12 protein-coding genes are annotated in these 13,143 nt (G+C 70.7%); 3 read left to right on the top strand and 9 right to left on the bottom strand.

The features are described 5' to 3' along the window. Positions 1–26 precede the first annotated feature (26 nt). From JX005_RS09395 to JX005_RS09355, 9 genes are all read right to left on the bottom strand, one after another. The gene (locus JX005_RS09395; protein WP_214467239.1) at positions 27–545 is read right to left on the bottom strand and encodes a globin; all 519 of its coding nucleotides are present in this window, start codon (positions 543–545) and stop codon (positions 27–29) included. Beyond that, on the bottom strand, positions 542–1,633 hold the full coding sequence (locus tag JX005_RS09390; protein WP_214467238.1) for a mechanosensitive ion channel family protein: 1,092 nt from the start codon (positions 1,631–1,633) through the stop codon (positions 542–544). The genes JX005_RS09395 and JX005_RS09390 overlap by 4 nt, the downstream gene beginning before the upstream one ends. A 78-nt stretch (positions 1,634–1,711) precedes the next feature. After that, positions 1,712–2,389 carry a response regulator gene (locus JX005_RS09385; RefSeq protein ID WP_214467237.1) on the bottom strand — a complete coding sequence of 226 codons (678 nt, stop codon included), beginning with the start codon at positions 2,387–2,389 and terminating at the stop codon, positions 1,712–1,714. Next, the gene (locus JX005_RS09380) at positions 2,382–3,641 is read right to left on the bottom strand and encodes a sensor histidine kinase (RefSeq protein WP_307858544.1); all 1,260 of its coding nucleotides are present in this window, start codon (positions 3,639–3,641) and stop codon (positions 2,382–2,384) included. The genes JX005_RS09385 and JX005_RS09380 overlap by 8 nt, the downstream gene beginning before the upstream one ends. Positions 3,642–3,651: 10 nt before the next feature. After that, a complete protein-coding gene (locus JX005_RS09375; RefSeq protein WP_214467236.1) occupies positions 3,652–4,509 on the bottom strand; it encodes an ABC transporter permease in 858 nt (285 codons plus the stop codon). Next, positions 4,509–5,417: an ATP-binding cassette domain-containing protein gene (locus JX005_RS09370; protein WP_214467235.1), complete on the bottom strand. Its 909-nt coding sequence runs from the start codon at positions 5,415–5,417 to the stop codon at positions 4,509–4,511. Before JX005_RS09370 ends, JX005_RS09375 begins: the two co-directional genes overlap by 1 nt. 81 nt (positions 5,418–5,498) lie before the next feature. Continuing rightward, entirely contained in the window at positions 5,499–8,045 is a 2,547-nt protein-coding gene (pepN, locus tag JX005_RS09365; RefSeq protein ID WP_214467234.1) for an aminopeptidase N, read from the bottom strand. 104 nt (positions 8,046–8,149) lie between these two features. Next, positions 8,150–9,841, bottom strand: coding sequence for a SulP family inorganic anion transporter (locus JX005_RS09360; protein ID WP_214467233.1), 1,692 nt, complete (start codon positions 9,839–9,841; stop codon positions 8,150–8,152). Positions 9,842–9,852: 11 nt separating this feature from the next. Next, on the bottom strand, positions 9,853–10,230 hold the full coding sequence (locus tag JX005_RS09355; RefSeq protein WP_214467232.1) for an ArsR/SmtB family transcription factor: 378 nt from the start codon (positions 10,228–10,230) through the stop codon (positions 9,853–9,855). A gap of 61 nt (positions 10,231–10,291) precedes the next feature. Between JX005_RS09355 and JX005_RS09350 the strand changes: the two genes are divergently transcribed. From JX005_RS09350 to JX005_RS09340, 3 genes are all read left to right on the top strand, one after another. After that, entirely contained in the window at positions 10,292–11,506 is a 1,215-nt protein-coding gene (locus tag JX005_RS09350) for a ferrochelatase (RefSeq protein WP_307858543.1), read from the top strand. 74 nt (positions 11,507–11,580) lie between these two features. Further along, the gene (locus tag JX005_RS09345) at positions 11,581–12,126 is read left to right on the top strand and encodes a ribose-5-phosphate isomerase (RefSeq protein WP_214467231.1); all 546 of its coding nucleotides are present in this window, start codon (positions 11,581–11,583) and stop codon (positions 12,124–12,126) included. A gap of 7 nt (positions 12,127–12,133) precedes the next feature. Further along, positions 12,134–13,135 (top strand): Fpg/Nei family DNA glycosylase, encoded by a 1,002-nt coding sequence (locus tag JX005_RS09340; protein WP_214467230.1) that lies wholly within the window; start codon positions 12,134–12,136, stop codon positions 13,133–13,135. Positions 13,136–13,143 lie beyond the last annotated feature (8 nt).

Below are 13,143 nucleotides of genomic sequence, written 5' to 3'. Positions count from 1 at the left end.
CTTCGTCGGGTGGGCAGAGCGCGGTTTCAGGCGGTGCTGTCGCTGGGCGGGGGCGGCTCAGCGGTGAGGGGGATGGCGGAGCGCGGCGCTCCCGCGTCGGTGGCGGCGGGGCGGGATGCCGCGTCCCGCCCGTTCGCGGCCGGCCCGATGCCGGTCGGCTCGAACGTGTTCACCATCGCATGTGCGGCACGCTGCAGATAGTCCCACAGCGTGGCCTCGTGCAGCGGTGACAGCTCGAGCTCGTCGACGGCGGTGCGCATGTGGGCGAGCCAGCGATCACGCGCGTCGGGATTGACGTGGAACGGCACGTGGCGCATGCGCAGGCGCGGGTGCCCGCGCTGCTCGCTGTAGGTGGCCGGGCCGCCCCAGTACTGCTCGAGGAACATCGTCAGCCGCACCTTCGCGGGTCCGAGGTCCTCTTCCGGGTACATCGGCCGCAGCACCTCATCGTCGGCGACACCGCGGTAGAACGAGTCGACGAGACGCACGAAGGCGGCGTGACCGCCGATCTCGTCGTAGAAGCTCAGGGGCGAGGCATCCGTCATGGCGTGCCCTTCGTGTCGTCGCCGGGGGATGCCGGGGGAGGCGTCTTCGGCGTGCGCTTCGGCTTCCACACCGGGCGGGAGGCCGCCGGCGGGGGAGTCACGGCGGTGGGCTTGGTCTTGGGAGGATTCGCGCCGCGCACGCGCTGCGCCCCTTCGATGCCCGACGGCATGACGGTGGTCAGTGCGGGCAGCGTGATGCCGGCTTCGTCGAGCGCCTTCTTGAGGCGCATGCGCAGCTCGCGGGCGACGTCGTCCTTGGCGTTGGCCCGGGTCTTCAGGACGAGCCGGATCACGAGGGCGTCGCCGGTGATCGATTCGAGTCCCCAGACCTCGGGCTGCTCGAGGATGCGGGTGCGCCACTTGGTGTCCTTGGCGAGGCCCTTCGCGGTGGAGAGCATGAGCTGCTCGACCTCTTCGATGTCGGCGTCCACCGGGATGGACAGGTCGACGATCACGCGCGACCAGCCCTGCGACAGGTTGCCGATGCGGGTGATCTCGCCGTTGCGGACGTACCAGAGCGTGCCGTTGACATCGCGGACGTGGGTCACGCGCACGCTGACGTACTCGACGATGCCCGACGCGAGTCCGAGGTCGACGACGTCGCCGATGCCGACCTGGTCTTCCGCGACGATGAAGATGCCGTTGAGGACGTCCTTGACGATGTTCTGGGCGCCGAAACCGAGACCCGCGCCGACAGCTGCAGTCAGCAGCGTCAGCGAGCCGAGGGCATTCGGCGCGAGCACGTTCACGATGAGCAGCAGCGCGATGATGACGACCGTCACGTTGACGATGTTCTGCAGGATCGAGCCGAGCGTGCGCGTGCGCTGCACCAGCCGGACGGAGGCGAGCGGCGAGCGCTCCAGCGCCTGCGTGTCGTCCACGTTGGCCTTCGACTTGGCGCCGTTGACGATGCGGTTCACCACCCGGCGGATCACGAACCGGAGGATCCACACGAGGATGATGGCGCCGACGACGATGCCGGCGACGGTGAGAGCGGCGTAGCCGGCCTTCACGAGGAAGTCCAGGAACTGCGTCCACACCGTGGGCTCTGCGGGCACGGCCGGATCGACGACATCGAGGTGGATCATCGAGTCGATCCTAACGACCGGCGCCCGTGCGTCCGCCCAATGTCGGGGTGGGGCAGCCGCACGCGCCGCGACCGCGGATCAGGCGTCGAATTCCGCGTCGCGGGGGACGACGCCCAGCCGGTGGGCGAGGATGACCGCGTGGACGCGATCGCGTGCGCCGAGCTTGGCCAGCACCCGGCCCACGTGGGTCTTGACGGTGGACTCGCTCACGAAGAGCTCCGCGCCGATCTCGGCGTTGGTGAGTCCGCGGGCCATCGCGACGAACACTTCGTGCTCGCGCTCGGTGAGGTCGCTCGCCGGCCCGTCCGAGGCGGCGTTCTCAGGCAGGCGGTCGCCGAACATCTCCAGCATCCGCCGGGTCACGCGCGGCGCGAGGACGGCGTCTCCGCCGTGCGCGGCGCGGATCGCGGCGGTGAGCTCGTGCGGATGCGCGTCCTTCAGCAGGAATCCGCTGGCCCCCGCACGCAGGGCGGCGAACGCGTACTCGTCGAGGTCGAACGTGGTGAGCACGACGATGCGGAGGGACGGATGCTGCGCCACCAGCTGCCGCGTCGCCTCGATGCCGTCCATCCGCGGCATCCGCACATCCATCAGCACGACGTCGGGGCGCAGCATCCGCACCGCCTCGATCGCGTCGGCACCGTCGGACGCCTCGCCGACGACCTCGAGGTCGGGCTCGGCCTCCAGCACGAGGCGGAACCCCAGGCGGATGAGCTTCTCGTCGTCGACGAGCAGCACGCGGATCCGGTCAGGCATGCGGTCCCTCCGGGGGGATCTCGGCGGTCAGGCGCCACGTGCTCGGCCCCGAGGGACCCGCCGTCAGCGTGCCGCCGATGTTGGCGACGCGCTCACGGAGCCCGGTGAGACCCCATCCCGCGACGGTGGCCGCGTCGACCTCGCGCGCGCCGTCGTTCTCGACCGTGATGCGGATGCCCTCGTCGGAGTACTCGGTGGTGACGCGGACGTAGCTCGCGTCGGGAGCGTGGCGCATCGCGTTGGTGATGCCCTCCTGCACGATCCGGAGCACCGCGAGGCGATGTGCCGTCGGGACGGTGGGCTGCCCGGTCACCGTGAGCGTCACGGGGGCGCCGGCGCCGCGGGCGGCCGCGACGATGTCGTGCAGCGACGCGTCCAGGAGCGGGCCGAGCGGGGCATCCGCGTCTGCGGTGTCGGTGCGCAGGACGCCGAGCATGACCCGCATCTCGGTGAGTGCGTCGCGGGCGGTGGCGGCGACCGCACGGCTCGCCTCCCGTGCGCGCTCCGTGTCGGGCGTGGCCACCGCTCCCTCGGCGAGCGCCACGACCACGGTGAGCGAGTGCGACACGATGTCGTGCATCTCGCGCGCGATGCGGGTGCGCTCCGCGGCGGCGGCCAGCTGCGCCTGCTGATCCCGCTCGACGACCAGCTGACGCGACCGGTCGATGAGCGCTTCGAGGTATCGGCGACGGTTGCCGACATTCACCCCGACGAGGGCCGCGACCAGGAGACCCACGATCGTCGTCACGGCGAGGTTGATGTACACGCTCGCGTCGGCCGGGTCGAAGAGGGAGTAGCCGAGCCCGTTGAGGGCCAGGACGCCGCAGGCGACGCCGAGGGCGATCCAGCAGGCGCGGACGCCGCGGTACACCGCGATCGAGTACAGGGCGATGAGGGATGCCGGTCCGCTGACGGCGGCGGCGAACCCGACCTCGACGACCAGCGTCGGGAGCATGGACACGACGAAGACCAGTACCGGCCTGCGGCGCCGCCACACGAGCCCGACGCAGGCGATGGCCGACAGGCCGATCGCGACCGCGGCGCCCCATCCGCTGAGGCCGTCGGTGACCGATGAGCTCGCGGCGACGGCGGGGAACGACAGCAGCAGCGCGAGGACCGCGATCACGATATCGGTGGTGAGCGGATGCCGCTCCCAGAACCGGCGGATGACTCCGGGTGGCCGGGGCAGGCGCAGGTCGTCCTCGGTCGGGGCCAGGCCCCGGCCGAGGACGGAAGAGGGTGTCCTGCGCACCTCGCCGACTCTACGCGTCGCGGGTCTTGAGCACCGCGACGCCGCCCGCGACGACCACGGCGGTCCACGCTATCAGGGTCAGCACCGCCGGCACGGGCTCCAGGATCATGCCGGTCATGGGGGAGCCCATGAACAGCGACTGGCCGGCGTTCGACGGCAGGTAGCCCGCCGCGTCATGGATCCACTGGAACGACTCCACCTGCGGGAAGAACATCACGAGGATCGGCGCCACGAAGACCAGGCCGATCCCGGCTGCCAGCGCGCCGGGGCCGTTGCGGATCACGAACCCGATGCCGACGCCCATGACCGCGATCAGTGCGAGATACAGCGCGCCGCCGAGCAGCGGCATGATCGAGCTCTCGGGGTGGCTGAGATCGAGGGCTCCGGTCGGGATGATCGGACCCGATACGACCGCCGCCGCGGCGAAGACGACGATGCTCGAGACGAACATGGTCACGGCCAGCACGATGGCCTTCGCGAAGAGCGCGCCGACGCGACCGGGGGCGGCCGTGAGGGTCGATCGGATCATGCCTGTCGAGTACTCGCCGGTCACGGTGATCGCGCCCAGGATCATCGCGAGCAGCTGCGTCAGCACGGTGCTGAAGACGACGACCTGCACGACCTGCCGGTTCGCCTCCTCGACCGGGATGGCGGGCATGTCGCCGCCGAAGCTCGCCAGCGACACGGCCATGAGCAGGCTGAGCCCCACCGAGACGAGCGCGACGAGGCCGATCGACCACCAGGTCGATCGCAACGTCGTGAGCTTGATCCACTCCGACCGCAGAAGTCGGGCGAACGAGAGCCGGTAGGGAGAGGCGAGCGGCGCAGCGCCGACGGTCTCCGCGGCGGGGAGGGTTGCGGTGGTCATCAGATGTCCTTGGTCTTGTACTCGACGTCGTCGCCGGTGAGGCGGAGGTAGGCGTCTTCGAGGGTTCCGGAGGTGGGGGTCAGCTCGTGCAGCGGGATCCCGCGTGCGGCGGCGGTGTCGCCGATGTCTGCGGCGAGGGCTCCCTCGACGTCGATCACGTCGCCGGCGAGGTGGGTGACGCTCACGCCGTCACGGGCGACGAGCTCGGCCAGCTCCCGCGTGCGCGGGCTGCGGATCCGCACGGTGGCCCGGGTCCATCGGCGCACGAGCTCGTCGACGGGAGCGTCGGCGAGCACGCGTCCGCGGCCGAGCACGATGATGTGGTCGGCAGTGAGCGACATCTCGCTCATCAGGTGGCTGGACAGCAGCACCGTCTTCCCCTCGGATGCCGCGTACCGCACGAAGCGGCGCACCCACATGACCCCCTCGGGGTCGAGGCCGTTCACGGGCTCGTCGAGGATCAGCGTGTGCGGGTCGCCGAGCAGCGCCGCCGCGATGCCGAGCCGCTGGCCCATGCCGAGCGAGAAGCCGCCGGCGCGCTTGCGGGCCACGGAGGCGAGGCCCGTGATGTCGATGACCTCGTCGACCCGGCTGCGCGGGATGCCGTGGGTCGCCGCCATCGCCCGCAGGTGATTCTGGGCACTCCGCCCGAAGTGCACGGCCTTGGCGTCCAGCAGCACGCCCACTTCCGTGAGGGGCGATCGCAGACCCGCGTAGTCGCGGCCGTTGACGGTGACGGTGCCGTGGGTCGGGCGGTCGAGCCCCACGATCATGCGCATGGTGGTGGACTTGCCCGCGCCGTTCGGACCGAGGAAGCCGGTCACCTTGCCGGGACTGACGGTGAAGCTGACATCGGCGACGGCGTGCTTGGCGCCGAAGCTCTTGGTGAGGTTCTCTGCGACGATCATGCTCCGACGCTACGGAGAGACCCCCCTCCGGCGCATCGGCCGGGAGGGGGGTCTTCGCAGGGCGCGGGTCGTACCGCGGTACTACTGCCCGTCGCGCTCCTGCACGGCGAGCGCGCGCTCGACTCCGGCGAGGTTCTCGGCGACCAGTCGACGGAGGGCCGGCGCGGCATCCGCGTGGGACTCGAGCCACGCACGCGTGGCGTCGCGCAGCTCGACGTTCGCCAGCGGCGCGGGGTACAGCCCGAAGATCAGGTACTCGGCGATCTTGTAGGTGCGCGACTCCCAGACCGGCAGCAGCGAGGCGAAGTACGGCTCGACGTACTCGCTGAGAAGGTCGCGGCCGGCCGGGTGCACGAAGCCGAGCGCGGCGGAGCGGACGATCGTGTTCGGCAGGTCGTCGCTGTCGATGAGCGACGACCATGCTGACGCCTTGGCCTCGGCCGTCGGGAGGGCTGCCTTCGCCTGCGCGGCGAACTCGCCGCCCTTGGCCGTGTTGTCGGCCTCGAGCGCAGCGTCGATCTCACCCTCGGTCACGACGCCTCCGGCCGCGAGCGCGACCAGCAGCTGCCAGGAGAGGTCGGTGTCGATCTCGAGGCCGTCGAACGAGACCTCGCCGTCGCGGACCTGACGGACCTTCTCGACCTGTGCCGAGGTCGCCGCCGCGCTCGCGAACGCGGTGACGAACTGCAGCTGGCTGTCGCTGCCGGGCTCGGCGGCCTGAGCCAGCGCCCACAGCGCGTCGGCGACCTTCGTGCCCGTCACCGAGCGCTTCTCGGGCGAGACGTACGCGTTGGCGGCGAGCAGCAGCTGCGCGAGGGTCGTGCGGACCGTGGTCGACTCGGTCTCGGAGCCGATGTTGCGCAGCACCAGGTCGACATAGTCGGAAGCGGATGCCTCGGCATCGCGCGTCTGGTCCCACGCGGCACCCCAGACGAGGGATCGGGCCAGCGGGTCGCTGATCTTGCCGAGGTGGTCGATCGCCGTCTGCAGCGAACGGCCGTCGAGGCGGATCTTGGCGTAGGCCAGGTCGTCGTCGTTGAGCAGCACGAGGTCGGGGCGCTGCTGTCCCTTGAGCTCGGGCACTTCGGTGAGGTCGCCGTCGACGTCGAGCTCGACGTGGTGCACGCGCACGAGCGCGTCGCCCTCGACGTTGTAGAAGCCGACGCCCAGGCGGTGCGGGCGGATCGTCGGGTAGTCGGCGGGCGCGGTCTGCACGATCGCGAAGCGGGTGATCACGCCGTCGACGTCGGTCACGATCTCAGGCGAGAGCGTGTTCACGCCGGCGGTCTCGAGCCACTTCTTCGACCAGGTCGACAGCTCGCGGCCGCTCGTCGCCTCGAGCTCCGACAGCAGGTCGGACAGCTCGGTGTTGGACCACTCGTGCTTCTTGAAGTACGCCGCCACGCCGGCGAAGAACTCCTCGATGCCGACCCAGGCCGCGAGCTGCTTGAGGACAGAGCCGCCCTTGGCGTAGGTGATGCCGTCGAAGTTGACCTGGACATCTTCGAGGTCGTTGATCTGCGCGACGACAGGGTGGGTCGAGGGGAGCTGGTCCTGGCGGTAGGCCCAGGTCTTCTCCATGGCATTGAAGGTCGTCCACGCCTCGGTCCACTCGGTGGCCTCGGCCGTGGCGATCGTCGATGCCCACTCGGCGAACGACTCGTTCAGCCAGAGGTCGTTCCACCACTTCATCGTGACCAGGTCGCCGAACCACATGTGGGCGAGCTCGTGCAGGATCGTGACGACGCGACGCTCCTTGACGGCGTCGGTCACCTTGGAGCGGAAGACGTAGCTCTCGGTGAAGGTCACCGCACCGGCGTTCTCCATCGCACCCGCGTTGAACTCGGGGACGAAGAGCTGGTCGTACTTGGCGAACGGGTAGGCGTAGTCGAACTTGTCCTCGAAGTACGTGAAGCCCTGACGGGTCTTCTCGAAGATGTAGTCGGCGTCGAGGTGCTGCCAGAGGCTCTTGCGGCCGTAGACACCCAGCGGGATCACGCGTCCGGACGAGCTGGTCAGCTCGGAGAACGTCGCCTCGTACGGTCCGGCGATGAGCGCCGTGATGTAGGACGAGATCCGCGGCGTGGCCTCGAAGGTCCACGTGGCGCTGCCGTCGCCGTGCGTCTTCGGCTCGGGGGTGGGGGAGTTCGAGACGACCTTCCACTGCGCGGGGGCCGTGACGGTGAACTGGAACGTCGCCTTGAGATCGGGCTGCTCGAACACGGCGTACATCCGGCGCGAGTCGGGCACCTCGAACTGCGAGTAGAGATACACCTCTTCGTCGACGGGGTCGACGAAGCGGTGCAGGCCCTCGCCGGTGTTCGTGTAGAGGCAGTCGGCGTCGATCACGAGCTCGTTCTCGGCCTGGAGGCCGGTGAGCGCGATGCGCGAGTCGGCGAAGGCGGTCGCCGGGTCGATGGAGCGACCGTTGAGCGTGATCTCGCGGATCTCGCGCGCGATCAGATCGATGAAGGTGTCGGCGCCCGGCGTGGCTGAGAAGCGCACGACGGTGCGCGAGGCGAACACCTCTGCGCCCTTCGTCAGGTCGAGCACCACCTCGTACGAGTGGGTGTCGACGATCGCGCGACGCTCCTGCGCCTCGCTGCGGGTGAGGTTCTCTCCAGGCACTGCTCTGCTCCCGTGGGTGAGGGTCGGTGAACTCGAACCACGGCTCGCGCCGCACTCGATCCGCTGGTCGCAGGGCTGATGGCGCCGGCGACAACCGTCCTAGCCTACGCGTTGTCTTTCTGCGCTTCTCGACGGATGTGGACGCGTGCGTGCTCGATCGCGCTCGGCAGATCATCGAACAGGTGCTTGTGGTGCCGCAGCGCGCTGAGGACGCCCACCGTGCGGAAGAGCTCCTCGTGGCCGGGCTGCACGCCCTTGATGAGCACGGTCACCCCTCGGCGCTCGAGCGACTGCACGATGTCGCTCAGAATGTGCGCGCCAGTGGCGTCCACGAGCTCCAGCTGCGACATCCGGAGGATGACGACCGAGGCGCCCTCGGTGCGGGTGACGGCGTCGAACACGCGGTCGGCGGCGGCGAAGAACAGGGGGCCGTCGAACCGGATCACTGCGATGCCGTCGTCCCCGGGCTGCGCCGGCTCGGGCAGGGGCTCTCGGCCCACCCCGGTGGCGCGCGAGAGGTTGCGGACGGCGAACACCCCCGCGCACAGCACGCCGATCGCCACGGCGACGATGAGGTCGAACGACACGGTGATCACGGCGGTGATGACGAACGCGAGCGCGTCCGCGCGGGTCGACCGCAGGATCGAGCGCACCGTGCCGGCATGCACCATGCGGGTGGCGGTCACCATGAGCACGCCCGCGAGCGCGGCGAGCGGGATCATCCCGACCGGACCGGCCGCCACGAGGACGATCAGCAGCAGCACGACGGCGTGGGTGATCGACGCCAGACGCGTGCGCCCGCCGGACCGCACGTTGACGGCGGTGCGTGCGATGGCACCGGTGGCCGGCATCCCTCCGAACAGTCCCGAGCCGATCGAGGCGAGCCCCTGGCCGACCAGCTCGCGGTCGGGGTCGTACGCACCGGTGTCAGCGAGGGAGGCCGCGACCCGGGCGGACAGGAGAGACTCGATGGCCGCGAGCGCGGCGACCGTCAGCGCTGCGGGCGCGAGCATCACGAGCGTGCCCGGTCCGACGACGGGGAGCGCCGGGGCGGGAAGGGACGACGGCAGGACGCCGATCAGGGCGAGCGGTGCCGACACCACCGCCGCCAGCCCGGCGACGAGGACGATGCCGATGAGCGAGCCGGGGAGTGACCGGTGGAGCTTCGGGGCGACGATCATGCACACCGCGACGATCGCGACCGCGCCGAGGGCCCACGGCACGTACCCCCAGTCGGCGCCCGCCACCGCCTGAGCGGCGGCGATGACGGGGTTGGAGCTGTGCTCGTCGGCGGCGGGAGTCGTCGGCGACACGAGGAGGGGCACCTGCTGCAGGAAGATGATCACCGCGATGCCCAACGTGAAGCCCTCGATGACCGGCCAGGGGATGAACGACACCGCCCGTCCGAGCCGCAGGGCTCCGGCCACAACCACGACGATGCCCGCGAGCACGCTCACCGCCGCGACGGCCGCGGCACCGTGGGTGGCGACGATCGGCAGCAGCACGACCACCATGGCCCCGGTCGGCCCCGACACCTGCACGTGGGAGCCGCCGAAGACAGCTGCGATGAGGCCCGCCACGATCGCCGTGATCAGGCCGGCCTCGGCGGTGAGGCCGGAGCTCACGCCGAACCCGAGCGCCAGCGGCAGGGCGACGATGCCGACGGTGACGCCCGCGATCAGGTCGCCGCGCCACGTGCGGCGAGCCAGCCGGTAGTCGTCCGCCGAGGGGAGGAGTGAGAGCGTCGCCGTGCGCATCCGGCCCAGGCGCCGTCGGCGGGAAGCAGGAGCCGTCATCGAGCGCACCCCTACTTCGCCGCGCTGGGAGGTGACGCGAGCTCGGGCAGTCCGTCGACGTCGGCCAGGCGGGCTCCGTCGCTGCGGACGATGTCTCTGAGCAGCGCGCGGGCGACCGCGAGCAGCTCGGCGACCTTCTCATCCGCCAAGCGGTAGTAGACGTGGCTCGCGCGGCGCTCCGACTCGACGAGGCGATGGCGGCGCAGGACGGCGAGGTGCTGCGAGAGATGGGATGCCTCGAGCCCCGTTTCCTGCTGGAGGACTGCGACGCTCACCTCGGGGGCCGCGGCGAGCAGCTCGAGGATGCGGATGCGGAAGGGGTGTGCGAGGCCCTTGAAGAGTCCGGCCTTGACTTCGTACAGCGGGCGCTGCTGGCGGCTTAGCGACATGATGAAGCCATCATACCGGTCGAACGGGTCGGCTTTCTCTACGGGGTGTCAGGATGGAGGGGTGACACCTGCCGAGCCGCTCAGCGACCACGTCCCGACCGTTCCGTTCGCATCGCCGGCCGCGGCATCCGGAGCCCCGCATGTCGAGGTGCAGGTCGCCTATGACGGGCTCCTGCTCGCCGGCTTCGGGGGTCCGGAGGGGCAGGACGACGTCATCCCGTTCCTGCGGAATGTGACGCGCGGGCGGGGCATCCCCGATGAGCGCCTCGAAGAGGTCGCGCACCACTACCGGCACTTCGACGGCGTCAGCCCGATCAACGCGCAGAACCGGGCCCTCAAGGCGGCGCTCGAGGCCGAGCTCGCCTCGCGCAGCCTCGATCTGCCCGTCTACTGGGGGAACCGCAACTGGGCTCCGTATCTGGAGGAGGCGGTGCAGGATGCCGCGGCATCCGGTCACTCCCGCCTGCTCGCCCTCGCCACCAGCGCGTACTCCTCGTTCTCGAGCTGCCGCCAGTATCGCGAGGACTTCGCGCGCGTGCTCGACGCCACCGGCCTGGCGGGATCGGTGACGATCGACAAGGTCCGGCAGTTCTTCGACCACCCCGGGTTCGTGCAGCCGTTCATCGACGGCGTGCGCGATGCGGTCGGCGCCTTCCTGGCGGACGGCCTTCCTCCCGAGGCCGTCCGCGTGCTGTTCTCGACCCACAGCATCCCGACGGCAGACGCCCAGCGCTCGGGGCCTCGCGAAGGCGACCCGCACCACCGCGACTTCGGCGACGGCGGAGCGTACGCCGCGCAGCACCTCGCCGTCGCGGAGGTGGTCATGTCGGCGGTCGCCGCCGAGATCCCCGCCGCCGCGCGCGCCGGCTGGGAGCTCGTGTACCAGTCGCGCTCCGGACCGCCGAGCCAGCCGTGGCTCGAGCCCGACGTCAACGACGTCATCGCCGATCTGCCCGCCGCCGGCGTCCAGGCGGTCGCGATCGTGCCGCTCGGGTTCATGAGCGACCACATGGAGGTCCTGTGGGATCTCGACACCGAGGCGACGGATGCCGCAGCCGAGGTGGGCCTGCGCTCGGTGCGCACGCCCACTCCGGGCGTCGACCCGGTGTTCGTATCGGGTCTCATCGACCTCGTCGAGGAGCGCCTGCGCGGCACCGCGGCGGCGGATCGGCCGCACGTGACCGATCTCGGACCCTGGTTCGACGTCTGCCGCCCGGCCTGCTGCGAGAACGTGCGCGCGGGGTTCAAGCCCGCGGCGGCCGGCATCGCCCCCTGACCGCCCCGCTGACCCCGATCCACCGCCCGAAACCTGCCCGAGGCGCCCGTGCGCCGCTCCCTAGGATTGAGCCCATGCGCATCCACATCGCGACCGACCACGCCGGCCTCGAGTTCTCCACCCAGCTTCAGCACCACCTGGCCGCCGCCGGCCACGAGGTGGTCGACCACGGTCCGATCGAGTACGACCCGGTGGACGACTACCCGGCGTTCTGCATCCGCGCGGCGCAGGCCGTGGTGCGCGACCAGGCGGCGGGCATCGAGACCCTCGGCGTCGTGTTCGGCGGATCGGGCAACGGCGAGCAGATCGCCGCGAACAAGGTCGTCGGCGTTCGCGCGGCGCTCGCGTGGAGCATCGCGACCGCCGAGCTCGCACGCGAGCACAACGACGCGAACGTCATCGCGATCGGCGCCCGGCAGCACACGTTCGAGGAGGCGGCATCGTTCATCGATCGCTTCATCGCCACGCCGTTCTCGGGCGAGGAGCGCCACGCGCGCCGCATCGCGCAGCTCGCGGCGTACGAGGAGGACGGCGCGCTGGAGCCAGACCCGCGCGCCACGCCGGGTCAGCCCGACGTGCTCGACGCCGACGACAGCTCGTTCGACCCCGAGGCGGGCTGACCGAGCGATGCCCGAGGGCCATTCCGTCCACCGCATCGCGCGTCAGTTCGACCGCAATTTCGTCGGTCGCCGCGTCTCTGCGTCGAGTCCGCAGGGGCGCTTCGCCGAGGGTGCCGCCATCATCGACGGACGCACCGCCACGGCCGTGCGCGCGGTGGGCAAGCAGATGTTCCTCGAGTTCGACGACGACTTCTGGCTGCGCGTCCACCTGGGCATGTACGGCGCGTGGGACTTCGCGGGCGAGATCCTCGTCGATCCGACCATCGCATCGGCGAACGGCCGCATGGGGCACACGAACCAGCGCGGCACCGACCTCGGCGACGAGCCGATCCTCGACGACGCGGGAGAGAACTCGCTGAGCTCGATCGGCGCACCGCGCCGGGCGCGCGTGCACGTGCGCATGTCGGAGCAGACGACCGGCCTCGCCGACGACGGAGACGACTGGCCACCGCCCGTGGTCGGGCAGGTGCGGCTGCGCCTGCTCACCTCCCTCACCGCCGCCGACCTGCGCGGACCGACGGCGTGCGAGCTGGTGACCGCCGACGACGTCGCCGCGACGATCGCGAAGCTCGGTCCGGATCCGCTCGTGGACGATGTCGCCCAGGGCGAGGAGCGGTTCACGGCCGTCGTGCGGCGCAAGCCGACCTCGATCGGGCTGCTGCTGATGGACCAGTCCGTCGTGAGCGGGATCGGCAACGTCTACCGCGCCGAGCTGCTGTTCCGGGCTCGGCAGAACCCGCACACACCGGGTCGCGATGTGCCTGAGGAGACCGTGCGGGGGCTCTGGCGCGACTGGGTGCGCCTGCTCGCCATCGGCGTCGAGACCGGGCAGATGATGACGATGGACGATCTCGATCCCGAGGCGTACCGGCGCGCGATGGCGAGCCGCGACGACCGGCACTGGGTGTACCACCGCGCGGGGCTGCCGTGCCGGATCTGCGGCACGGAGATCGTGGTCGAAGAGGTCGCCACGCGCAAGCTCTACTGGTGCCCGAACTGCCAGCGCTGAGCCGACCC

The organism is Microbacterium flavescens, from assembly GCF_018588945.1.
GTDB lineage: Bacteria > Actinomycetota > Actinomycetes > Actinomycetales > Microbacteriaceae > Microbacterium > Microbacterium flavescens.
Note: the sequence above shows the minus strand (reverse complement) of the source record. Positions and strands in the feature narration are given on the sequence as shown.